Source organism: Mesorhizobium sp. CO1-1-7 (assembly GCF_020164885.1).
Classification (GTDB): domain Bacteria; phylum Pseudomonadota; class Alphaproteobacteria; order Rhizobiales; family Rhizobiaceae; genus Mesorhizobium; species Mesorhizobium australicum.
Genome location: NZ_JAIUHA010000002.1, coordinates 35009 through 56757, shown reverse-complemented (window position 1 = coordinate 56757; position 21749 = coordinate 35009). Strand labels below are relative to the sequence as shown.

The following is a 21749-nucleotide window of genomic DNA, read 5'->3' as shown; positions in this document are numbered from 1 at the left end:
GCCTGACGCAGTGCGGCGGCGGATGGTGCCGATTTGTCCTGGTCGGCCTGGCCGCCTGGTCCTGATTTGCCTTGGCAACCCTGTCAGCGGCCTTGAGCGCATCGAGCCTGGCCTGGGCGACGGCGATATGCACCTGGCGGTCTGGGGAGCCGTCCTCGATCCGCACCTTCCAGATGCCGCTCGAAAAGGTCTCGGCCATGAGTTCCGGTTCGCTGACCTTCCAGCGCGCTGGAAAGGCTGGTGCATCCATCAGAGACCGAGCATCAGGTCCATGTTCTGGACCGCCGCACCCGAAGCGCCCTTGCCGAGATTGTCGTAGACCGCCAGCAGCAGCGCCTGGGCTCTGCTGTCGTTGGCAAAGACATAGACCTTCATGCGGTTGGTGCCGTTGTAGATCTCCGGATCGATGTCAGGCACGCGTTCCAGATGCGTATAGGGCGCCACCTCGACCACGCCGCCTTGGATCGCGGCGAAATGGTCCGCAATGGCGGCGTGAAGTTCGGCACCCGTCGGCACGCGGTCGAGGCCACCGAGCTGCAACGGCACCACCGTAATCATGCCTTGCGCGAAATTGCCCACCGCCGGCTGCATGATCGGATCATGCGACAGCTTCGCATAGGCCTTCAATTCCGGCACGTGCTTGTGCTGCAGGGTCAGGCCATAGGGCAGGAACTCCGAAGCGTCCTCGCCCTTGGCGACGTAGTCCTCGATCATCGGCCGCCCGCCGCCCGAATAGCCCGTAATGCCGTTGACCGCGATCGGGAAGCTGGCCGGCAGCAGGCCTGCGGTGACCAGTGGCCTGAGCGTTGCGATCGGCCCCTGCGGCCAGCAGCCGGGATTGGCGACGCGCTTGGCCGTGGCGATCTTTTTCGCCTGCTCCTTGTCCAGTTCGGCGAAGCCATACTCCCAGCCTTCGGCCACGCGATGCGCGGTCGACGCATCGATGACCTTGGTGGTTTCGTTGGCGATCAGCGAGACGCTTTCCTTGGCCGCATCGTCGGGCAGGCATAGGATCGCGATATCGGCGGCGTTGAGGAATTCGGCGCGCGCGGCCGTTTCCTTGCGGCGCTCGACCGGGATGGAAATGATCTCCAGATCGCCGCGCTCGGCAAGCAGCGCCCGGATCTGGAGGCCGGTGGTGCCGTGCTCGCCATCGATGAAGATTTTCGGTTTCATTGCCTGATCAAGTTCCCTGATATCTCGAAACTATATGCCGTTGCCATGATTGACCGTGGCGCCATTGTGGTTGCCGTTGTTCAGCTCCTCGATCCGGGCCTTTCGCTCGGCCAGCAGGCCGAGATATTGCATGGCCACCATCGAGCCGGCGATCGCCGTTATATCGGCGTGATCGTAGGCCGGCGCAACCTCCACGACATCGGCCCCGACAATATCGACCTGGTTCAGCTGGCGCAGCGTCGACAGGATCTTCGCCGACGACGGGCCACCCGAAACCGGCGTGCCGGTTCCCGGCGCATAGGCCGGATCCAGGCAGTCGATGTCGAAGGTCAGATAGGTCTTCTTGCCACCGGTGCGATCGACGATCGCGTAGGCGATGTCGGAGGCGCGCATTTCCTCGATTTCATGACCATGGAGAATCTTGATGCCGAATGTGTCGGGCGCATGGGTGCGAATGCCGATCTGGATCGAGCGATCGGGATCGATGATGCCTTCCTTGACCGCGCGGCCGACGAAGGAACCATGGTCGATGCGCTTGCCGTCATCGGGCCATGTGTCCTGATGGGCGTCGAACTGCACCAAGGCCAGCGGTCCGTGGATGGCGGCGTGCGCCTTGAGCAGCGGCCAGGTGACGAAATGGTCGCCACCAAGCGTCAGCAGGAAGGCGCCCGATTTCAGGATCTTGGCCGCCTCGCGCTCGATCGTGCCGGGCGTCTTCTGATGGTTGCCCGAATCGAGCAGGCAATCGCCATAATCGACCACGGCAAGGTGTTCGAACAGATCGCGCGAGAACGGGTATTGCGGGTCGTTGTCGAGGATCGCGGAGGCGCGGCGGATCGCCTGCGGCCCAAACCGGGCGCCCGGTCGGTTAGTGACGGCGGCGTCGAAGGGAATGCCCCACACCACCGCATCCGCGCCCTTCACGTCCTTGGTGTATTTGCGCCGCATGAAAGACAGCGCGCCGGAGTAGGTCGGCTCGAGGGCACCACCCGTTTTGGAGCGGGCGGTGAAGGCATGGTCGATGGTGTTGGTCGCCATTACGGGTCCTCGTTTTCATCGGGGTGCAACAACTACAGAACCGGCATGGAAGATGCCAGTCACGGCTTGGGGAGACGAAAGCGCGCCGCCCGGGTGCCACGGCAAGACAGGACTTGTATCATCATGACGCAGACCGCGTTTCTTAATCCGTCGGATGCCGTGGTGTCGACCCACACCGGTACGATCGCCGGCGATCGGTTCCGGGTTCTCGATTCGTGGCGCGGCATTTGCGCGCTGCTGGTGGCGCTGTTTCATTTCCCGACCGCCTCGACGATCTCGCAGAGCAGCTTTATCGGTTCGTCCTATCTCTTCGTCGACTTCTTCTTCGTCCTTTCCGGCTTCGTCATCGCCTCCAGCTATGCCGATCGGCTCGGCCGCACTCAGGAGGTCTGCCGCTTCGCGCTGGTCCGTTTCGGCCGCATCTATCCGCTGCATCTGGTCATGCTTGCCGCCTTTGCCGCCTTCGAGCTGCTGCGGCTCGTGCTGCCGCAGCTGCATGGCACGGGCGCTGCTCCTTTCACCGGTGGCTTCGACCTCAGGAGCTTGGCTGCCAATCTCCTTTTGCTGCAAGGTGTCGGCTTCGAGGATCGGTTGACCTGGAACGCCCCGAGCTGGAGCATCTCGGCCGAGTTCTTTGCCTATCTCCTGTTTGCCGGGGTGGTCTTCGTCGCCGGCGCGCGCGCCTGGATATGGTTGGTCGCCGCCGCTGTCACCGCGTCGCTGTTCCTGCTCGGCTTCTCCACGCATCATATGGATGTGTCCTATGATTTCGGCTTCATCCGCTGCCTCTACGGCTTCTCGCTGGGCGCCCTGCTGGCCTGGTTTCAGCATGATTCCATTGCAGGAGCGCGACAGGTTCTGGCCGCAAACGGCCCGAGGATGAGCTGGACTGTTGCCGAAATCGTCATGGTGGTCGTCATCGCTCTCTTTGTCTCGCTGGCGGGCGACAATGACGCCGGCATCGCCGCGCCACTGGTGTTCGCCTTGGCGCTGTTTCTCTTCGCCCATGAAGGCGGCTGGATCAGCGCGTTGCTGAGGACGCCGTTCATGCTGACGCTCGGCGCGCTGTCCTATTCGATCTACATGGTCCACATCTTCGTTCAGGCGCGCCTGATCAATGTCGCCGGGCTGGTCGAGCGCAAACTCGGCCTCGGCCTGGTTGGCGACATCGTGCTGCGTGGCGAGCCCGCGACCGGCTTTGGCGCCGGCTGGACGGGGACCGTGGCGATCGTCGTCATGTTCGCCGCCACCATCGCCGTGTCGTGGGTGACATGGCGCCTGGTCGAAATGCCTGCGATGGCCTGGTTCCGCCGGCTGTCGAAGCGCATCTGACCCGCATCCGTCCAACCGCTAATGCATGTCGCCCAAATTGAGCTCGGTTTTGGGGAAGACGACATGCATGAAAACAAAGACCTAATGCACGTCGCCCGGAAGCGTCCTCGGTTCCGGGACAACGACATGCATAAAATCAGGAGCTTACAGCGGGTCGGGCGAAGCCGATTCGCCGCGACGCTGTAAAGCGCGTCGCCTGAATCCGTTTCGACGCGACGCGCTTTAGCCGGCTTCGTTCACCGGGATGTCACCGATGTCGCCTATCCCCGGCTCGATCCGGCAAGGAGCGATTCTCGATGCGGACGATCTGGCTGAGCCTTCTGCTTTCCACGGCGCTTTCCGCCGCTTCCGGTCAAGCCTTGGCCGGCGAAACCCGCGCCAGGCAGATCCTCGACCGCTTCGAACATGCCAACCAGTGGCGCGACCATGTCATGGTGGCCGCCCATCGCGCCGGCAGCATGCAGGCCGGCAAGACGCTCTATGCGGAAAACTCGCTTGCCGCCGTGGAGGGCTCGATCGCGATCGGCGCCGAAATCGTCGAGGTCGACATCCGGCGCTCGAAGGATGGTGCGTTCATCGTCGTGCATGACAGCTGGCTCGACCGCACGACGACCTGCAAGGGCGAGGTCATCAACTACACGCTGGCCGAGTTGAAGAGATGCCGGCTGGTGATCGAGGGCACCCATGCCGTCACCAACGAGACCGTCTCGACATTGCGCGAGATGCTGATGGCGACACGGGACAGAATCCTCATCAATCTCGACAACAAGCTCGAAGTCGGCGACCTCCCGGGCATGATCGCGATAGCGCGCGAACTCGGCATGGCCGAGCAAGTCATCGTCAAGGAAAACCTTTGGGACCAGAACAGGATCAGCACGGTGAAGGCGGCCATGACTGCCGCAGGCGGTGGCTTCCAGTTCATGCCGATCATCGCCGATGACGCGGTCCATGATGCGGGCTTCGCCTCGACGGTCGACCACGTCTTCGCGCCGCGCGCGATCGAACTGATCAACTGGCGGGCGGGCGCCGAGACGCTGACCGAAACCGGCGGGCCGCTGTTCAGCACGCGCATGCGCGCTGAGGCGGTAAGGGGCGACTGGCATATCTGGGCCGACACCTATGCCATCGTCAACAAACCAGGCGGCTTCCTCGCCGGCGGCCGTGGCGACGAACTGGCGGTCCAGGCCAGCTTGCCGCGCGAAGCCTGGGGCTTCTGGGCCGATCGTGGCGCCACCATCATCCAGACCGACGAGCCGAAAGCGGCGATCGGCTGGCTGGCGGCGAATGGTTATCGGGTGCCCTATGCCGGCACGGGCGAACGCATCGAGCCAGCCGCGACCGCCAGCATCAATTGATCCGCCGCGTTCAAGCAAAAAGGCCGCACGGAGGCGGCCTTTTCGATTGTCCGAAAATTCGAAACGGTTAGCGCTTCGAGAACTGGAAGGAACGGCGGGCCTTCGCCTTGCCGTACTTCTTGCGCTCGACGACGCGGCTGTCGCGGGTCAGGAAGCCGCCCTTCTTGAGCACGGCGCGCAACGCCGGCTCGTAATAGGTCAGCGCCTTCGAGATGCCGTGACGCACCGCGCCGGCCTGGCCGGAAAGTCCGCCGCCGACGACGGTGGCGATGATGTCGTATTGGCCCGAGCGGTTGGACGCGATGATCGGCTGGTTGAGGATCATCTGCAGGACCGGACGCGCGAAATAGCTCGCGAATTCCTTGTCGTTGACGACGATCTTGCCGGAACCCGGCTTCACCCAGACGCGCGCGATGGCGTTCTTGCGCTTGCCGGTGGCGTAGGCGCGGCCCGACTTGTCGAGCTTCTGGACGTGGACGGGGGCGGCGGCCTGCGTGTTGGTGTTGCCGGTGGCGGCGCCCAGTTCTGCGAGCGAGGAAAGCTCAGCCATCTTATGCGACCTTCTTGTTCTTGGAATTCAGCTTGGCCACGTCGAGGACTTCTGGCTGCTGGGCGACATGCGGATGCTCGGCACCTGCATAGACGCGCAGGTTCTTCATCTGGCGGCGGCCGAGCGGGCCACGCGGAACCATGCGCTCAACGGCCTTCTCGACGACACGCTCGGGGAAACGGCCCTCGAGCAGCTGACGCGCGGTGCGCTCCTTGATGCCGCCGGGGTGGCCGGTGTGCCAGTAATAGACCTTGTCGGTGAACTTCTTGCCGGTGAATACCACCTTGTCGGCATTGATGACGATGACATTGTCGCCGTCGTCGACATGCGGGGTGAAGGTCGGCTTGTGCTTGCCGCGAAGATGATTGGCGATGACAGTGGCGAGACGGCCGACGACGAGACCCTCGGCGTCGATCAGGATCCACTTCTTCACCACATCCGCAGGCTTCTGCGAAAAGGTTGTCATGTTTTCTGCTCTCGGTTCTGACCTTCGGGAGTGAAGGCGTTTCTTGTTGCTTGGATTGGCGAAAGACGCTTGTCATCAGCCAATAACAAACGGCGGCCTTTGCGGGCCGCTGCTTCGTGAAGGCTTATAGGCGAGCGGAGTAACTGCGTCAAGGTAGCGGAAAAGTCCTGTAGCGCAGAAAAGGCTGTAGAAACAGCATGTTGGACTAAAGGTATTATTTTACCACATTGGCGGCGCGCTGCGGCGGGATCGAGTAGGTGCCCGTGGCATGCGCGATCGTGTGTCCTTCCGGGCCGGCGACGATGTCAATGTCGAACACCATCAGGCTCTTGCCGAGCTTCAGGATGCGGCAATGGCCATCGATCGGCCCGGCCTCGGCCTTACGCACGAAATTTATGTTGAGGTTGGTGGTGACCGAGAGCGCATCCGGCCCGGCATGGCTGAGCACGCAGACATAGCCGCCAATGTCGGCCAGCGTGAACAGGGCAGGGCCGGACACCGTGCCGCCGGGACGCAAATGCCGTTCACCGGCATTGAGCCGTACGATGCAGCCGCCTGGAAACACGTCGATCGCCTCGTAGGCGGCGGCACTCTCGTTGAGTTGGGGAAAGACGGTTTCCATTAACAAATTGATCTGCGTTGCGGTCAGCACCGGCTTGAGGTTGGTCTGGGCGGGCATATCGGTCTCTCGTTCTGCGCCAAGCCTGTATGGGCGCAGCCGGGTGTTTCTGGCAACATATACATCATGCTGGCGCAAGCGATGGGTGTTGGACGAAACCCGATCCGATATTAGATACTCTGCCGGCACCACCGGAATCGCGGAGACCTTAGCCATGGCCGAAATCCTTGCCATCAAGCCTGCTGCCGCCGACGAGGGCCCGGTCACGACAAGACGGGAGAAGGGCGTGCTGCGCCTGACGCTCGCCAATCCGCCCGCCAATGCCCTGTCGCTTTCGGTGATGGCGGCGCTCGTGGCGGAGTTGGAACGCGCCAAGGCGGACAAGGCCGTTCGCGTTATTGTGCTGTCGGCGGCCGGCAAGGTGTTCTGCGCCGGTCACGACCTCAAGGAAATGACCGCGCGGCGTGCCGATGCCGATCGCGGCAAGGCCTTCTTCGAAGAGACCTTTGCCGCTTGCGCCATGCTGATGCAGACGATCGTGCGCCATCCCTTGCCTGTCATCGCCGAGGTGGACGGCCTGGCGACAGCCGCCGGCCTGCAATTGGTCGCCAGCTGCGACCTGGCGATCGCCTCGCATGAGGCGACCTTCTGCACGCCTGGCGTCAACATCGGCCTGTTCTGCTCGACGCCGATGGTTGCGCTGTCGCGCAACGTCTCGCGCAAGCAGGCGATGGAGATGCTCTTGACCGGCGAGACGATCGACGCCGCGACCGCCAAGGAATTCGGCCTCGTGAACCGCGTCGTGCCGCGCGAGTACCTGAATCAGATTGTCACCAAATACGCGCAAGCCATTGCTTCCAAATCCTCTTTGGTGATCAAGACCGGCAAGGAAGCTTTTTACGCGCAGGCCGAGATGGGCTTGGCCGATGCCTATGCCTATACCGGCCGCGTCATGGTCGAGAACATGCTGGCGCGGGACGCGGAAGAGGGCATCGGCGCTTTCATCGGCAAGCGCAAGCCGGAATGGACGGACGAATAGGATCATGGAACCGCGCATTTCCATCATCACCATCGCCACCGAAGATCTGGATCGCGCCGTGCGCTTCTACGAGGCGATGGGTCTGAAGCGCCACGCGGGGATCACCGACGGTGTCGCCTTCTTCCAGATGGGCGGCGCGATCCTCGGCCTGTTCCCGCGCCCCAGCGCCGAGGAGGACTCCGGTATCACCTTCGCCCAGGCGCCCTCGGCCGTCTATCTCGCCTACAACACCCGCTCCGATGCCGAGGTCGACGAAGTGCTGGCGCAGGCGGAAAAGGCCGGCGGGCGCATCATCAAGCCGGCCGGCCGCGCCTTCTGGGGCGGCTGGTATGGGTACTTCGCCGATGCCGACGGGCATGTTTGGGAGGTGGCTCATAACCCGGCCTTTCCGATCGCGGACGACGGCACGATTTCGCTGCCTGATTGATGGCCTACCGCAAGCAACTGACACGGCTCAAGGCACCGTACCTCAAACGGATTTTGCTCGACCGGGAGCGGGTTACGGACTGGGAAAAGTATCCGTGGAACCTGCCGCTGTTTCGCGGCCACGCGTTCGAGCTCGAATTCACCACGCCCATCACCATCATCGTCGGCGAGAACGGCACCGGTAAATCCACGCTGCTCGAGGCGATCGGCGCGCTGGCCGGCTATGACGAAGCGGGCGGCGGCAAGGGCTACCGGCCGGTCGACCATTCCGGCGCCATCGACGAGAGTGGCGCCGCACTGGCCAACACATTCCGTGGCCACTGGTTGCCAAAAGTCACCGCCGGCTGGTTCTTTCGCGCCGAATCCTTCTACTCGGTGGCCCGCTACCTCGACCAGGCAGCGCTGGAAGATCCGTTCAAGCCACCGCCGCCGGATTTCCTGTCCTGGTCGCATGGCGAAGGCTTCATCCGCTTCTTCGAGGAGCGCTGCCGCAGGCAAGGCATCTATATCCTCGACGAGCCCGAGAGCGCGCTTTCGCCGATGCGCCAGATCGAATTGCTGAAGATGCTGCGGCGCATGGACCAATCGGGCACCGCGCAGGTGATCATGGCGACCCATTCGCCGCTGTTGATGGCCTGTCCCGGCGCGCAGCTGTTCCGCATCAGCCGCTTTGGGCTCGAGCTTGCCGACTTTCGCGATACGGACCACTTCCGCATGCTGCGCGATTTCAGCAATGACCCCGATGGTTTTCTCGCCGAGGCGTTGTATGAGGACGAGACATGAATCACGATAGCTACGACAACACCTATATCGGTGGCATCCTCAATTCGGTGAAGTCGATCGCCATGGTCGGGGCGTCGGCCAATGATGTCAGGCCGAGCTATTTCGTCCTGAAATACCTGCTGGCCAAGGGGTTTTCGGTGTTCCCGATCAATCCTGGCCAGGCCGGCAAGGAAATCCTCGGCCGAATGACCTATGCCAGGCTGGCCGACATACCGGAGCCGATCGACATGGTCGATATTTTCCGCAATGCCGCGGCGGTCCCCGGCATCGTCGACGAGGTGTTGCAACTCGATCCCTTGCCGAAAGTCATCTGGATGCAGCTTGCCGTGCGCCATGACGAGGCAGCCGCCCGTGCCGAAGCGGCCGGCATCAAGGTGGTGATGAACCGCTGCCCCAAGATCGAGTATGGCAAGCTCTCCGGCGAGATCGGCTGGACCGGCGTCAATTCCGGCGTGCTGTCGTCCAAGAAGCCGCTGATGCGCCAGGGTTTTCAGAGTTTCGGCGTGCGCCAGAAATAGGCGCGGCGCAGAGGCGCAAAAAATTATTCCGCGGAACGCCGCATTATCCTGCGGTGTGATCGAAGGATCGGCGCCGAAAGGTATTTTCTTCTTTGCATTCGCACGTCGCCTTCGCCAAGAATGCGCGGCCAATTTAGGAAGTTCAAAGGGAGGTTTCAGTGACCCATTCGCCAGGTTTCAACACGCTCGCCGTCCATGCCGGCGCCAAGCCCGATCCGGCCACCGGCGCGCGCGCCACGCCGATCTACCAGACGACCTCCTTTGTTTTCGATGACGCCGACCACGCCGCTTCGCTGTTCGGGCTAAAAGCTTTCGGCAACATCTACACCCGCATCATGAACCCGACCCAGGCAGTGCTCGAAGAACGCGTCGCGGCCCTCGAGGGCGGCACGGCCGCCCTTGCGGTCGCTTCCGGCCATGCCGCGCAGGTCATCGTGTTCCACAATCTGATGCAGCCCGGTGACAATTTCGTCGCCGCCAACAAGCTTTACGGTGGTTCGATCAACCAGTTCGGCCATGCCTTCAAGAATTATGGCTGGGAGGTGCGCTGGGCCGAAACCAACGACATCTCGACCTTCGAGAGCCAGATCGACGACAGGACGAAGGCGATCTTCATCGAGAGCCTGGCCAATCCGGGCGGCACCTTCGTCGATATCGAGAAGATCGGCGACATCGCCCGCAAGCACGGCCTGCCGCTGATCGTCGACAACACGCTGGCCTCGCCCTATCTGATCCGGCCGATCGAGCATGGCGCCGACATCGTCGTCCACTCGCTGACCAAGTTCATGGGCGGCCACGGCAATTCGATCGGCGGCGTCATTGTCGACGGCGGCACCTTCGACTGGTCGAAGTCGGGCAAATACCCGATGCTGTCGGAACCGCGCCCCGAATATGGCGGCCTCGTGCTGCACGAGACCTTCGGCAATTTCGCGTTTGCCATCGCCGCGCGCGTGCTCGGTCTGCGCGATCTCGGCCCGGCGATCTCGCCGTTCAATGCCTTCCTTATCCTGACCGGCCTCGAGACCTTGCCGCTGCGCATGCAGCGTCATTGCGACAATGCGATCACGGTCGCCGGCTGGCTGTCCAACCACCCCAAGGTCGCCTGGGTGAATTATCCCGGCCTGCCCAGCGACAAGAACAACGCGCTGCAGAAGAAATATTCGCCGCTGGGCTCCGGCGCCGTGTTCACCTTCGGCCTCAAGGGCGGCTACGAGGCGGGCATCAAATTCGTCGAGGCACTCGAACTGTTCTCGCACCTGGCCAATGTCGGCGACACCAAGTCTCTGGTCATCCATCCGGCATCGACCACGCACCGCCAGCTTTCCGACGAACAGAAGGTCAAGGCTGGTGCCGGACCCGACACGGTGCGGCTGTCCATCGGCATCGAGGATGTCACCGACATCGTCGCCGACCTCGAACAGGCGCTCGCCAAGGTCTGACCTGATATGACCGCGTTTCTTTCCGTCGACACCAACGGCGTCGAACCCGAATCCGGCGCGCCGGCGCCGGATCGCCTGATCTCGGGCGATCCGAAATTCCGCACCTGGAATGTCGAGGAGCGCGACGGCGGCCTCTATGCCGGCATCTGGGAATCGACCCCGGGCAAGTGGCGCATCGTCTATGAAGAATGGGAGTTCTGCCACATTCTCTCAGGTGTTTCGGTAATCGCCGAAGAGGGCGGCGAAGCGCGCACCGTCAAAGCCGGTGACAGCTTCGTGCTGCGGCCGGGCTTCAAGGGAAGCTGGGAAGTGCTTGAAACGACTCGCAAGGAGTATGTGATCAAGGTTTGAAGCTTGATCACATATCGAGAATCCGATCGGATTTCCGGGCAACTCGCTAGCTAAAAATCGACGGCAAGTCGTTCCAGCCCATGGAAATGGTAAGTGTCGCGGAAGCGTGGCTGTTCGGCGAGATGCAGTTGCGGGTGCCGCTCGAACAAGGTCCTCAGCGAAACCTGCAGTTCGAGGCGGGCCAGCGGCGCACCGATGCAGAAATGGATGCCGGCGCCGAATGATACATTCTTCTGGTCGGTGCGCTCCGGCCGGAAGGTCCGCGGTTCGGCGAAGGCATGCGGATCATGATTGGCCATGCCAAGCAGAAGTCCGATCGTCTGGCCCGGCCGCACGACGATGCCGGGCGCGATTTGGATTTCCTCATAGGCATAGCGCATGAACATGTGCAGCGGCGCATCGAAACGCAGGCATTCCTCGACCGTTGCCGCCGTCGCCTCGGGTGAGGTAAAGAAGCGGCGCGGGTCGCCGCCTTGTGCCAGGATGGAGTGGATGGCATTGCCGGTCTGGTGCACGGTTGCTTCGTGGCCGGCGTTGAGCAGCAGGATGGCCGAGGAGACCAGCTCGTCCTCTGACAGTTTCTGGTCGTCCTCCTGGGCCGAGATCAGCAGCGACAGCAGGTCATCGCCCGGCTTCTTGCGCCGTTCGGTCACGTAGCCGCGCAGGAAATCGGAAAATTCGCCCGCGGCACGGTTGGCCGTCTCCTCGGTCTCACGGGTGCGGCCGTGGATATACATGGCGACCATTTGATGCGACCAGTCGAGCAGTCGCGGCCCCATCTCCACCGGCACGCCAAGCATTTCGGCGATGATGGTGATTGGCAACGGGGAGGCGAAGGCCGGCAGGAGGTCGACGGCCTTGCCAGGTTCGAAACGATCGATCAATTCGTTGGCGAGCGCCTCGACGCGCGGCCGTAACCGTTCGACCTGACGGGAGACGAAAGCCCGGTTGACCAGTGTTCTCAGCCGCGTATGGACCGGTGGCTCCAGCTCGAGCATCGAATTGGCTTCGATGCCGTCGAATGCCTTGAGATGGGTCCTGTCTTGTCCGACACCGCGGCTGTCGGGGATGCCGGCCGGGTTCTGGCGGCCGAAACGGCGGTCGCGCAACAGCCGGTTGACGTCGCCGAAGCCGCCAAAGCACCAGAAGCCGAACTCTTCCCAGAAAAACGCATTCGAGGCTTCGTGCAGGAAGCCGTAGGCCTCGTAAGGGTTCAGGAAGAAAGCCGGTTCGCGCGGGTCGAGTCTGAGCTGGCGAGTGGCTGGATCAAAGGCCAGATAGGAGAGCGTCGATTTGGTCATGCCAGACCCATAGCGCGGCTTGCCAGCCCGGTTCCAGACCGTATGTTGCGTCCGACAGCCCGATGCATTGAGCCAGGCAGTAGGGTTGCGGAAGGTCTGAACGGATGAATGTGATCGTTGTCGGCGCGGGTATCGCCGGTCTGTCCACGGCGTGGTCGCTGGTCAAGGCGGGCCACGCCGTGTCGGTTGTCGAGCAGGGGCCGATCCCCAATCCGCTGTCGGCATCGGGCGACCATCACCGCATCATCCGCCGCGCCTACCGCGCTGGAACCGGCTATGGGCTGCTGATCACCGAAGCCTACGAGGCCTGGGACGAGCTGTGGGCCGATCTCGGCGAGAACCACCTCGACGCGCGGGGCTTCGTCTGCGTTTCGCGCGAGCCCGGCGACGAGGCCGAGGAATACCGCGAGGGCCTGGAAGAGGGAAAATTCCCTTTCGAATTGCTGGGACCGGACGCAGCCGTCGAGCGCTGGCCGTTCCTTGAGGCCGGCTCGTTCCGCTACGCCTATTTTTCGCCCGAGGGCGGCGCGCTGCATTGCCGCAAAATAGCGGCCGGGCTGGCCAAATGGCTGCGTGCCAATGGAGCCAACGTCTACGAGCACAGCAAGGTGACGGAGATCGATGCCGAGGCCGGCCATATCGTGCTCGAATCCGGCGAGACGATGCAGGCCGACCGCATCGTCGTTGCCGCTGGCGCCTGGGTGCTGAAACTATTCCCCGAACTCGGCGGCGAATTGAAGACCTTTCGCACCGCGCTCGCCTATGTCGAGCCGCCGGCCGATCTCAAGGCCGCTTGGGAGGCGGCGCCCGTCATTCTCGATGTCGGCGGCACGACCGACGGCTATATGATCCCGCTTACGCGGGGCGCCGGCATGAAATTCGGCTCGGGCCTGCACAAGGTGCCGACCAGCGACGCCGACTGGAACCGCGAGCCGGTGCCCGGCGAGGGCGAGGCGATCCGCAACCTGTTTTCGCCGCCGATCGCCCGCATCGAGGAGTACAAGGTGACCGAAGTGGTCACCTGCGCCTACACGTTCACCGATGACGAGAAATTCCTGGCGCATGAGACCGGCAAGTGCCTGGTCGTCTCGGCGTGCTCGGGTCACGGCTACAAGTTCGGCGCGGCGGTCGGGCGTCGTGTGGCCAAAACCATTGGCGATGGCGATGTCGTCGGTCTTAAGGCCTGGCTGCGGGCCGAGGTGGCCTAAGCCTAGTCCTGGCAGTGCCTTGGAATATGCACCCGCCGCCAGCCGGATGAGCCTTCGCGCACCAGCACGCGGCGCGGGACGGTCTGGTACGCGGCGGGAATATCGATGACGCGCCTTTGCTCGGGCCGCACCAGCACCTCCTCGGCGATGCTGTCATATTGCGCCGGAATGACGACGCGCCGCGTGCGCTCGGGCTGGATCACCACCGTCTCGGCGACGCGTTCAAAGCGTGCCTTGTGCCAAACCTTGCACAACACGCGGCGGCCATGGATGACGCGCCATTCCCAGGAATAGCCGCCGCCATCGACCCTGACGGTGTGATAGACGGTCCTGGTGGCCGCAGGCACCACCTCATACCGAACCTGGGCCGGCACAGTCATCACCACTCGCTCGCGCGTGCCATAGATCGGCGGATCATAGTCGACGATCTGCTGGCCGGGAGGGCTGACCATGACGTCTTCGTAGACGGTGTCGTAAACGGCCGGTGTGTGGACGGGCTCGTAGCATTCGACGGCGCGACCACCGGCCGCCGTTTGCGAAATCGAGCCGAGCATGGTCATCCCTGCAATGGTGAAGCATGCGGTTTTCCCGGACATGGCACTCCCCGTCTGAACTGTAGGCACAAGTTCAACGTTGAATTGTAGGGGAAGCCGTTGCGGAGAAAAGCGGTTTTGGCGCATTTCGTTAAGTGACGAGGTTAAGAAACTGCTACCCTGGCGGGGCCGGTCGGTATTTGAGGTCGGCGTGGCATCAGCTGCTGCTAATTCTTGCCCGGAAGCTTGATTCGACTTACCCAGATGGCTAGGACGGGTCGGCCTTGCACAAGGATGAGCCGGCATCCTATTTACATCTTAACGATCCAGAACCGATTCTGCCCGAGCTGCCAGCCTGTCCGGCGCCGGAATCCCACCGCGAGACAAGAGATAACTGATGAAGAATCCCGTCGAAACCTACATGAACCTCGTTCCGATGGTGGTCGAACAGACCAATCGCGGCGAGCGGGCCTACGACATTTTCTCGCGCCTCCTCAAGGAGCGCATCATTTTCATCACCGGTCCGGTCGAGGACGGCATGGCGACGCTGGTCTGCGCGCAGCTCCTGTTCCTCGAAGCGGAGAACCCGAAGAAGGAAATCAACCTCTACATCAATTCGCCGGGCGGCGTCGTCACCTCGGGCATGGCGATCTACGACACCATGCAGTTCATCAAACCGGCCGTGTCGACGCTGTGCATCGGCCAGGCGGCCTCGATGGGCTCGCTGCTGCTGACCGCCGGCCACAAGGACATGCGTTTCGCCACGCCCAACGCCCGTATTATGGTTCACCAGCCGTCCGGCGGCTTCCAGGGGCAGGCGTCCGATATCGAGCGTCACGCCCAGGACATCATCAAGCTGAAGCGTCGCCTCAACGAGGTCTATGTCAAGCACACCGGCAAGAGCTATGAGGACATCGAGAAGACGCTCGACCGCGACCATTTCATGACCGCCGACGAGGCCAAGGATTTCGGCCTGATCGACAAGGTCATTTCGTCGCGCGAGGCGGCCGAGGGGGCGTTGGCATAAAGGCTAGTTGGCAGTTGGATGGCACCATCACGCGCTTTTGGCGTGTCTTGCGTCATTTCGGCCACAATTGGCTGTTCCCTCGGAGGTCGGGATTGCCTACGTTAAGGCTATGTTGATTTTCGACGGCTTAGCTTTGCGTGGGGAAGCTGCGAATCATTGCCACGTTTTCTGATTTGTGTTTCGTACGGAATACGTTGCGGGAGCCGGAAGACTGGCGGCGGCGGATTCCCGCGATAAATAGAGTATGCGCCCTTTCAGCCAGACCATCGGCGGGCGGCCATGAAAGGACATGAAAATGAGCAAGGTCGGCAACAACAGCGGTGATTCCAAGAACACGCTTTATTGCTCGTTTTGCGGCAAGAGCCAGCACGAGGTGCGCAAGCTGATCGCCGGTCCGACGGTGTTCATCTGCGACGAGTGCGTCGAGCTGTGCATGGATATCATCCGCGAGGAGAACAAGACCTCGATGGTGAAGTCGCGCGAGGGCGTGCCGACCCCGCAGGAGATCCTCAAGGTTCTCGACGACTATGTCATCGGCCAGCCCTACGCCAAGCGCGTGCTGTCGGTGGCCGTCCACAACCACTACAAGCGCCTCGCGCACGCCGGCAAGAACAACGATGTCGAGCTGGCCAAGTCCAACATCCTGCTGATCGGCCCGACCGGCTGCGGCAAGACGCTGCTGGCACAGACGCTGGCCCGCATCATCGACGTACCCTTCACCATGGCCGACGCCACGACGCTGACCGAGGCCGGTTACGTCGGCGAGGACGTCGAGAACATCATCCTGAAGCTGTTGCAGTCGGCCGACTACAATGTCGAGCGCGCCCAGCGCGGCATCGTCTACATCGACGAGATCGACAAGATTTCACGCAAGTCCGACAATCCCTCGATCACCCGCGACGTGTCGGGCGAGGGCGTTCAGCAGGCGCTGCTCAAGATCATGGAAGGCACGGTCGCCTCCGTGCCGCCGCAGGGCGGCCGCAAGCACCCGCAGCAGGAGTTCCTGCAGGTCGACACCGCCAACATCCTGTTCATCTGCGGCGGCGCCTTCGCCGGGCTGGACAAGATCATTTCGGATCGCGGCAGGAAAACCTCGATCGGCTTCGGAGCTGTCGTCGCCTCGCCGGAGGATCGCCGCACGGGTGATGTTTTCCGCCTGGTCGAGCCCGAGGATCTGTTGAAGTTCGGCCTCATTCCGGAGTTTGTCGGCCGTCTGCCGGTTCTGGCGACGCTGGAGGATCTCGACGAGCCGGCACTGATCCAGATCCTGACCGAGCCGAAGAATGCGCTGGTCAAGCAGTACCAGCGCCTGTTCGAGATGGAAAATGTCGATCTGACCTTCCACGAGAACGCGCTTTCGGCGATCGCCAAGCGCGCCATCGAGCGCAAGACCGGCGCGCGCGGCCTGCGTTCGATCATGGAAGCGATCCTGCTCGACACGATGTTCGAACTGCCCGCGCTCGAAGGCGTGCGCGAGGTTGTGATTTCGGAAGAGGTGGTGACCGGCAGTGCCCGGCCGCTCTACATCTATTCCGAACAGAAGGAAAAGAAGGGCAATGTCAGCGCCTGATATGGCACTTGGCCCTATATTTTTATGGAACGGCGCCCCTGCGGCGCCGTTTTGCTGTGAGGAACCGGCACAGCGTCGCGATGGAGTGGATTGGGGACGATGTTAACTCTTGATCTTTGCCCTGCCTGCCTCCACCTAACACGAGAAGGCCGAGGTGCCCGATTTCTGTGCTGTAAAACTCCCGTCATAAACGGTGGTAGGCGGAACGATCCCCGGTCGTTAATATGAGATTCGCGGTTGGCCTGATGGTGGCCGCGACATGAAAGGTTGGACAATGGCCAAAATATCCAAGGCTCCCAGCGACGGCGTCTTCGCGGTCCTCCCACTGCGCGACATCGTGGTGTTCCCGCATATGATCGTTCCGCTCTTCGTCGGGCGCGAAAAGTCGATCAAGGCGCTGGAAGAGGTGATGGGTCAGGAAAAGCAGATCCTGCTTGCCACCCAGATGAATGCCGCCGATGACGATCCCGAGCCCGATGCGATCTTCGACATCGGCACGCTCGCCAATGTGCTGCAATTGCTGAAGCTGCCCGACGGCACCGTCAAGGTTCTGGTCGAAGGCGCCTCGCGTGCGAAAATCGTCTCCTTCACCGACCGTCCCGACTTCCACGAGGCCAAGGCCACGGCGCTGGTCGAACCGGAAGAGGAGGAGGTGGAGGTCGAGGCCCTGGCCCGCTCGGTCGTCACCGACTTCGAGAACTACGTCAAGCTGAACAAGAAGATCTCGCCCGAAGTGGTGGGTGCCGCTAGCCAGATAGACGACTATTCCAAGCTCGCCGACACGGTTGCCTCGCATCTTGCCATCAAGATCCCTGAAAAGCAGGAAATGCTGGCCACGCTTTCCGTCAAGGAGCGGCTGGAAAAGGCGATGGGCTTCATGGAAGCCGAAATCTCCGTCCTGCAGGTGGAGAAGCGCATCCGCTCGCGCGTCAAGCGCCAGATGGAGAAGACGCAGCGCGAATACTACCTCAACGAGCAGATGAAGGCGATCCAGAAGGAGCTCGGCGAGGGCGAGGACGGCCGCGACGAGGCCGCCGAGATCGAGGCTCGCATCAAGAAGACCAAGCTCTCCAAGGAGGCCCGCGAAAAGGCGGATGCCGAATTGAAGAAGCTCAGGACGATGTCGCCGATGTCGGCCGAATCGACTGTCGTGCGCAACTATCTCGATTGGCTGCTGTCGATCCCGTGGGGCAAGAACTCCAAGGTCAAGCAGGACCTGGCCTACGCGCAGAACGTGCTCGACACCGATCACTTCGGCCTCGACAAGGTCAAGGACCGCATCGTCGAGTACCTTGCCGTGCAAAGCCGCCAGAAGAAGCTGAAGGGACCGATCCTGTGCCTCGTCGGCCCTCCCGGCGTCGGCAAGACCTCGCTCGGCAAGTCGATCGCCAAGGCGACCGGTCGCGAATTCATCCGCATGGCGCTTGGCGGCGTGCGTGACGAGGCCGAGATCCGTGGCCACCGGCGCACCTATATCGGCTCGATGCCCGGCAAGGTCATCCAGTCGATGAAGAAGGCCAAGAAGTCCAACCCGCTCTTCCTGCTCGACGAGATCGACAAGATGGGCCAGGACTTCCGTGGCGATCCGTCGTCCGCGCTGCTCGAGGTGCTCGACCCCGAACAGAACTCGACGTTCATGGACCACTACCTCGAGGTCGAATACGATCTGTCGAGCGTGATGTTCGTGACGACGGCGAACACGCTGAACATCCCTGCGCCCCTGATGGACCGCATGGAGATCATCCGTATCGCCGGCTACACCGAGGACGAGAAGATCGAAATCGCCAAGCGGCACCTGATGCCGAAGGTGATCCGCGATCACGCGCTGCAGCCAAAGGAGTTCTCCGTCGGCGAGGACGCGATCCGCGCCATCATCCAGACCTACACCCGTGAAGCGGGCGTCAGAAGCCTGGAGCGCGAGCTGATGAAGCTCGGGCGCAAGGCGGTGACCGAGATCCTGAAGACGAAGAAGAAGACGGTGAGCATCACGGCGGCGAACCTCGCCGACTATCTCGGTGTTCAGCGCTACCGCTTCGGCCAGGTCGAGGCTGACGATCAGGTCGGTGTCGTCACCGGCCTTGCCTGGACGGAAGTCGGCGGCGAGCTGCTGACGGTGGAAGGCGTCATGATGCCTGGCAAGGGCCGCATGACGGTGACCGGCAATCTGCGCGACGTGATGAAGGAATCGATCTCGGCGGCGGCCTCCTATGTCCGCTCGCGCGCCATCGATTTCGGCATCGAGCCGCCGCTGTTCGACAAGCGCGACATCCACGTGCACTTGCCGGAAGGCGCCACGCCGAAGGACGGTCCGTCGGCTGGTGCCGCCATGGCCACGGCCATCGTGTCGGTGCTGACGGGTATTCCGGTGCGGGCGGATGTGGCGATGACTGGCGAGATAACGCTTCGCGGCCGCATCTTGCCGATCGGCGGCCTCAAGGAGAAGCTGCTCGCCGCACTGCGCGGCGGCATCAAGAAGGTGCTGATCCCGGAAGACAACGCCAAGGATCTGGCGGAGATCCCGGACAACGTGAAGAACGGCATGGAAATCATTCCGGTCTCACGCGTCGGTGAGGTGTTGCGCCACGCGCTGGTGCGGATGCCGGAGCCGATCGAATGGGTCGAACCGGTCAATCCGCCGGCTTCCACGGATACGAACGATGACGCTGGAAAGTCGCTTGCGCATTAGTTTTTTCTAAGGTTGCAGCGCACAAACAGAAAGCCGGGCCTCGCGCCCGGCTTTTTCATGTGAAAAACCCCGGAATTCCGGGCTTTTTCCGCTATTTTCCTGCCTTTTCGACTTGGTTGCGGGAACGCTTCTTTCTAAAGTCCGTTTCCTGCCGGATGAGTCGTGAGTTCCGGTGTTCTCATGGAAGGGAATTTTTATGAACAAGAACGAACTGGTGTCCGCTGTCGCCGACGCCGCGAGCATTTCGAAGGGTGACGCGCAGTCTGCGGTCGATGCAGTGTTTTCTGTCATCTCCGGCGAACTGAAGAAGGGCGGCGATGTCCGGCTTGTCGGCTTTGGCAATTTCACCGTGTCAAAGCGCGCCGCATCCACCGGCCGCAACCCGCAGACCGGCGCCGAAGTGAAGATCCCGGCGCGCACCGTGCCGAAGTTCTCGGCCGGCAAAGGTCTCAAGGACGCCGTCAACTAAGCGCGTTTTTTATTTTTGAAAAAACCAGAAAAGCCGGGCTTGCCCGGCTTTTCTTTTTTCGGCGCATTGGGCCGGACGGTAGCTCTTCAAGCTGTCGGGGCGTCGGCGCGCATGAGGCCTTCGTTCTTGAGGTCGGCCCAGAGCGCTGCAGGGAGTTTCGCGTCCAGCAGCGAGCGGTTGCTCTCGACCTCTTCAGGCCGCTGACCGCCGGGGATGACCGAAACCACCGACGGGTGCAACAGCGGGAACTGCAGGGCGGCTTCGATCAACCTGACCCCATGGCGCTTGCAGACGGCCTTGATGCGCGCCACGCGATCGAGCACATCCTGCGGCGCCTCGGAATAATTGTAGTAGGCGCCGGGCTTCGGTCCGGTGGCCAGGATGCCGGAATTGTACGGGCCGCCGAGAACGATGCCGATGCCGCGTTTCTGGCAAAGCGGCAGGAACGATGTCAGCGCCTCCTGTTCCAGCAGCGTATAGCGCCCGGCAAGCAGGAACAGGTCGAAATCGCCGCGCTCAGCCAGGGTCTGGGCCACCTGCCATTCGTTGATGCCGCCGCCGAACGCCTTGATGACGCGCTGGTCGCGCAAGGCGAGCAGGCCATAATAGCCCGAGCGCATGAACTCCTCGATGCGCCGGTCGGACGCCTCCTTGCTGCCGTGGGTGAAGATATCGACATCGTGCACGAAGAGGATGTCGATGCGGTCGACGCCAAGCCGCTCCAGCGAGGCCTCGAACGAGCGCATGACACCGTCATAGCTGTAATCGTAGACTTCCCTGCGCGACGGCGTGTCGAAGAACTTGCCGATACCGGTGCGCTCTTCTGGCGGGCAGGCGCGCATGATGCGGCCGACCTTGCTCGACAGCACGTAGTCATCGCGCTTCCTGGACCGCAGGAACGGATTGAGGCGCGTTTCCGACAGGCCGAGCCCATAGAGGGGCGCGGTGTCATAGTAGCGGCAGCCGGTCGCCCAGGCGGCCTCCAGCGTCGCATTGGCGTCCTCGTCGGAGACGGCGCGGTAAAGATTGCCGAGCGGCGCCGTACCGAAACCCAGCTCCGTGAAGGTGATGCCGCCATTGCCGATGGGGTCGAAATGCCGTGTCTTCATGTCTTGAAATTTTCCCGGATTGATTTGTCTGACATGACACTATCACGCTCGTGGCTTGGCAAAAGCGCCGCTGAGCGTTGGACACGCATTTTCCCGGTTGCTAGCATGAACGAAATCAAGCTGTTCCGGGGAAAAGCGTGATCAGGAATTGCCAATCCAATTCGATTGCCGGCGCGCAGGCGCGGCCGTGAGCAACTCCAGCTCGGAGATGTTCAAGACCGCGCTCGACGAGCTTGGCGCGGTGCTGGCGCGCGTCGATGGCGATCGGATCGACGCCGCCTGTGGGATGCTGGTCGGTGCCAGACAAATCGTCGTCTATGGCTGCGGCCGCGAGGCCTTGCAGGTGAAGGGCTTCGCCATGCGGCTTTATCATCTGGGCCTGCCGGTTTCGGTCGTCGGCGACATGACCACCCCGCCTGTAGGGCAGGGCGATGTCCTGCTTGTCAGTTCCGGACCCGGCGAAACCTCGACCGTACTCACTCTGATGCGCATCGCAAGCGAGGCAGGCGCCACCGTGCTGCTCCTGACCGCCCAGGCAGGCGGCGGCGCCGCAGGGCTGGCCGATTTGACGCTGCTGATCCCGGCGCAGACCATGGCCGACGACCAGGGGCCGCAAAAGACGTCGGTGCTGCCGATGGGCTCGGTGTTCGAGGGCGCGTTGTTCGTGCTGTTCGAGATCATGGTGCTGAAACTCAGGGACATGACCGCGGCGTCGCCGGAAGCCATGCGCGCCCGCCACACCAACATGGAATAG

22 protein-coding genes are annotated in these 21749 nt (G+C 62.4%); 14 read left to right on the top strand and 8 right to left on the bottom strand.

From position 1 onward, the window contains the following. Positions 1-249: 249 nt before the first annotated feature. Positions 250-1176, bottom strand: a complete 927-nt coding sequence (gene argC, locus LB516_RS03685) for an N-acetyl-gamma-glutamyl-phosphate reductase (RefSeq protein ID WP_140717534.1) — start codon at positions 1174-1176, stop codon at positions 250-252. A gap of 30 nt (positions 1177-1206) precedes the next feature. Beyond that, positions 1207-2214, bottom strand: coding sequence for an agmatinase (gene speB / locus LB516_RS03680; RefSeq protein ID WP_224718961.1), 1008 nt, complete (start codon positions 2212-2214; stop codon positions 1207-1209). Positions 2215-2337: 123 nt separating this feature from the next. On the opposite strand from speB, the gene LB516_RS03675 reads away from it, so the two are divergent. Continuing rightward, positions 2338-3546: an acyltransferase family protein gene (locus LB516_RS03675; RefSeq protein ID WP_224718960.1), complete on the top strand. Its 1209-nt coding sequence runs from the start codon at positions 2338-2340 to the stop codon at positions 3544-3546. Positions 3547-3842: 296 nt separating this feature from the next. Then, positions 3843-4901, top strand: a complete 1059-nt coding sequence (locus LB516_RS03670) for a glycerophosphodiester phosphodiesterase family protein (RefSeq protein WP_140720744.1) — start codon at positions 3843-3845, stop codon at positions 4899-4901. 67 nt (positions 4902-4968) lie between these two features. Here the strand turns inward: LB516_RS03670 and rpsI are convergent, their stop codons facing one another. The 3 genes from rpsI to LB516_RS03655 all read right to left on the bottom strand — a co-directional run bounded on the left by rpsI (position 4969) and on the right by LB516_RS03655 (position 6596). Next, entirely contained in the window at positions 4969-5451 is a 483-nt protein-coding gene (rpsI, locus tag LB516_RS03665) for a 30S ribosomal protein S9 (protein WP_140720742.1), read from the bottom strand. 1 nt (position 5452) lies between these two features. Continuing rightward, a complete protein-coding gene (gene rplM / locus LB516_RS03660) occupies positions 5453-5917 on the bottom strand; it encodes a 50S ribosomal protein L13 (protein WP_010915638.1) in 465 nt (154 codons plus the stop codon). Positions 5918-6131: 214 nt separating this feature from the next. Then, positions 6132-6596 carry a PaaI family thioesterase gene (locus LB516_RS03655; RefSeq protein ID WP_140661962.1) on the bottom strand — a complete coding sequence of 155 codons (465 nt, stop codon included), beginning with the start codon at positions 6594-6596 and terminating at the stop codon, positions 6132-6134. A 154-nt stretch (positions 6597-6750) separates the two neighbouring features. Here LB516_RS03655 and LB516_RS03650 point away from each other — a divergent pair, with 154 nt between their 5' ends. The 6 genes from LB516_RS03650 (at position 6751) to LB516_RS03625 (ending at position 11092) form a co-directional block, all read left to right on the top strand. Then, on the top strand, positions 6751-7575 hold the full coding sequence (locus tag LB516_RS03650; protein WP_140717526.1) for an enoyl-CoA hydratase: 825 nt from the start codon (positions 6751-6753) through the stop codon (positions 7573-7575). 4 nt (positions 7576-7579) lie between these two features. Then, on the top strand, positions 7580-8002 hold the full coding sequence (locus LB516_RS03645) for a VOC family protein (RefSeq protein WP_140717524.1): 423 nt from the start codon (positions 7580-7582) through the stop codon (positions 8000-8002). Further along, entirely contained in the window at positions 8002-8784 is a 783-nt protein-coding gene (locus LB516_RS03640) for an AAA family ATPase (RefSeq protein ID WP_224583028.1), read from the top strand. The genes LB516_RS03645 and LB516_RS03640 overlap by 1 nt, the downstream gene beginning before the upstream one ends. Beyond that, complete coding sequence (locus LB516_RS03635; protein ID WP_140617029.1) at positions 8781-9302, top strand: CoA-binding protein; 522 nt, start codon at positions 8781-8783, stop codon at positions 9300-9302. Before LB516_RS03640 ends, LB516_RS03635 begins: the two co-directional genes overlap by 4 nt. Positions 9303-9460: 158 nt before the next feature. Next, complete coding sequence (locus LB516_RS03630; protein WP_224718959.1) at positions 9461-10741, top strand: O-acetylhomoserine aminocarboxypropyltransferase; 1281 nt, start codon at positions 9461-9463, stop codon at positions 10739-10741. Between the two features lie 6 nt (positions 10742-10747). Further along, a complete protein-coding gene (locus LB516_RS03625) occupies positions 10748-11092 on the top strand; it encodes a cupin domain-containing protein (RefSeq protein WP_224718958.1) in 345 nt (114 codons plus the stop codon). Positions 11093-11142: 50 nt separating this feature from the next. On the opposite strand, the gene LB516_RS03620 is transcribed toward LB516_RS03625, so the two are convergent. Further along, positions 11143-12393 carry a cytochrome P450 gene (locus LB516_RS03620; protein ID WP_224718957.1) on the bottom strand — a complete coding sequence of 417 codons (1251 nt, stop codon included), beginning with the start codon at positions 12391-12393 and terminating at the stop codon, positions 11143-11145. 104 nt (positions 12394-12497) lie between these two features. Between LB516_RS03620 and LB516_RS03615 the strand changes: the two genes are divergently transcribed. Beyond that, a complete protein-coding gene (locus tag LB516_RS03615) occupies positions 12498-13601 on the top strand; it encodes an NAD(P)/FAD-dependent oxidoreductase (RefSeq protein ID WP_224718956.1) in 1104 nt (367 codons plus the stop codon). A gap of 2 nt (positions 13602-13603) precedes the next feature. On the opposite strand, the gene LB516_RS03610 is transcribed toward LB516_RS03615, so the two are convergent. Beyond that, positions 13604-14197: a hypothetical protein gene (locus LB516_RS03610; protein ID WP_140717514.1), complete on the bottom strand. Its 594-nt coding sequence runs from the start codon at positions 14195-14197 to the stop codon at positions 13604-13606. 334 nt (positions 14198-14531) lie between these two features. Here LB516_RS03610 and clpP point away from each other — a divergent pair, with 334 nt between their 5' ends. The 4 genes from clpP to LB516_RS03590 all read left to right on the top strand — a co-directional run bounded on the left by clpP (position 14532) and on the right by LB516_RS03590 (position 19886). Continuing rightward, positions 14532-15161, top strand: a complete 630-nt coding sequence (clpP, locus tag LB516_RS03605) for an ATP-dependent Clp endopeptidase proteolytic subunit ClpP (protein ID WP_015318198.1) — start codon at positions 14532-14534, stop codon at positions 15159-15161. A 295-nt stretch (positions 15162-15456) separates the two neighbouring features. Next, complete coding sequence (gene clpX / locus LB516_RS03600; RefSeq protein ID WP_013532190.1) at positions 15457-16731, top strand: ATP-dependent Clp protease ATP-binding subunit ClpX; 1275 nt, start codon at positions 15457-15459, stop codon at positions 16729-16731. Positions 16732-17005: 274 nt separating this feature from the next. Continuing rightward, positions 17006-19417, top strand: a complete 2412-nt coding sequence (gene lon, locus LB516_RS03595; RefSeq protein WP_224718955.1) for an endopeptidase La — start codon at positions 17006-17008, stop codon at positions 19415-19417. Positions 19418-19613: 196 nt separating this feature from the next. Continuing rightward, positions 19614-19886: an HU family DNA-binding protein gene (locus LB516_RS03590; RefSeq protein WP_015318196.1), complete on the top strand. Its 273-nt coding sequence runs from the start codon at positions 19614-19616 to the stop codon at positions 19884-19886. 86 nt (positions 19887-19972) lie between these two features. On the opposite strand, the gene LB516_RS03585 is transcribed toward LB516_RS03590, so the two are convergent. Continuing rightward, positions 19973-20995: an aldo/keto reductase gene (locus LB516_RS03585; RefSeq protein ID WP_224718954.1), complete on the bottom strand. Its 1023-nt coding sequence runs from the start codon at positions 20993-20995 to the stop codon at positions 19973-19975. Between the two features lie 208 nt (positions 20996-21203). Between LB516_RS03585 and LB516_RS03580 the strand changes: the two genes are divergently transcribed. After that, a complete protein-coding gene (locus tag LB516_RS03580) occupies positions 21204-21749 on the top strand; it encodes an SIS domain-containing protein (protein WP_263492403.1) in 546 nt (181 codons plus the stop codon).

Bases quoted from the DNA above. Each gene is read 5' to 3' on its own strand.
- argC (WP_140717534.1), bottom strand. From the start codon at position 1,176: ATGAAACCGAAAATCTTCATCGATGGCGAGCACGGCACCACCGGCCTC.
- speB (WP_224718961.1), bottom strand. From the start codon at position 2,214: ATGGCGACCAACACCATCGACCATGCCTTCACCGCCCGCTCCAAAACG.
- LB516_RS03675 (WP_224718960.1), top strand. From the start codon at position 2,338: ATGACGCAGACCGCGTTTCTTAATCCGTCGGATGCCGTGGTGTCGACC.
- LB516_RS03670 (WP_140720744.1), top strand. From the start codon at position 3,843: ATGCGGACGATCTGGCTGAGCCTTCTGCTTTCCACGGCGCTTTCCGCC.
- rpsI (WP_140720742.1), bottom strand. From the start codon at position 5,451: ATGGCTGAGCTTTCCTCGCTCGCAGAACTGGGCGCCGCCACCGGCAAC.
- rplM (WP_010915638.1), bottom strand. From the start codon at position 5,917: ATGACAACCTTTTCGCAGAAGCCTGCGGATGTGGTGAAGAAGTGGATC.
- LB516_RS03655 (WP_140661962.1), bottom strand. From the start codon at position 6,596: ATGCCCGCCCAGACCAACCTCAAGCCGGTGCTGACCGCAACGCAGATC.
- LB516_RS03650 (WP_140717526.1), top strand. From the start codon at position 6,751: ATGGCCGAAATCCTTGCCATCAAGCCTGCTGCCGCCGACGAGGGCCCG.
- LB516_RS03645 (WP_140717524.1), top strand. From the start codon at position 7,580: ATGGAACCGCGCATTTCCATCATCACCATCGCCACCGAAGATCTGGAT.
- LB516_RS03640 (WP_224583028.1), top strand. From the start codon at position 8,002: ATGGCCTACCGCAAGCAACTGACACGGCTCAAGGCACCGTACCTCAAA.
- LB516_RS03635 (WP_140617029.1), top strand. From the start codon at position 8,781: ATGAATCACGATAGCTACGACAACACCTATATCGGTGGCATCCTCAAT.
- LB516_RS03625 (WP_224718958.1), top strand. From the start codon at position 10,748: ATGACCGCGTTTCTTTCCGTCGACACCAACGGCGTCGAACCCGAATCC.
- LB516_RS03620 (WP_224718957.1), bottom strand. From the start codon at position 12,393: ATGACCAAATCGACGCTCTCCTATCTGGCCTTTGATCCAGCCACTCGC.
- LB516_RS03615 (WP_224718956.1), top strand. From the start codon at position 12,498: ATGAATGTGATCGTTGTCGGCGCGGGTATCGCCGGTCTGTCCACGGCG.
- LB516_RS03610 (WP_140717514.1), bottom strand. From the start codon at position 14,197: ATGTCCGGGAAAACCGCATGCTTCACCATTGCAGGGATGACCATGCTC.
- clpP (WP_015318198.1), top strand. From the start codon at position 14,532: ATGAAGAATCCCGTCGAAACCTACATGAACCTCGTTCCGATGGTGGTC.
- clpX (WP_013532190.1), top strand. From the start codon at position 15,457: ATGAGCAAGGTCGGCAACAACAGCGGTGATTCCAAGAACACGCTTTAT.
- lon (WP_224718955.1), top strand. From the start codon at position 17,006: ATGGCCAAAATATCCAAGGCTCCCAGCGACGGCGTCTTCGCGGTCCTC.
- LB516_RS03590 (WP_015318196.1), top strand. From the start codon at position 19,614: ATGAACAAGAACGAACTGGTGTCCGCTGTCGCCGACGCCGCGAGCATT.
- LB516_RS03585 (WP_224718954.1), bottom strand. From the start codon at position 20,995: ATGAAGACACGGCATTTCGACCCCATCGGCAATGGCGGCATCACCTTC.
- LB516_RS03580 (WP_263492403.1), top strand. From the start codon at position 21,204: ATGTTCAAGACCGCGCTCGACGAGCTTGGCGCGGTGCTGGCGCGCGTC.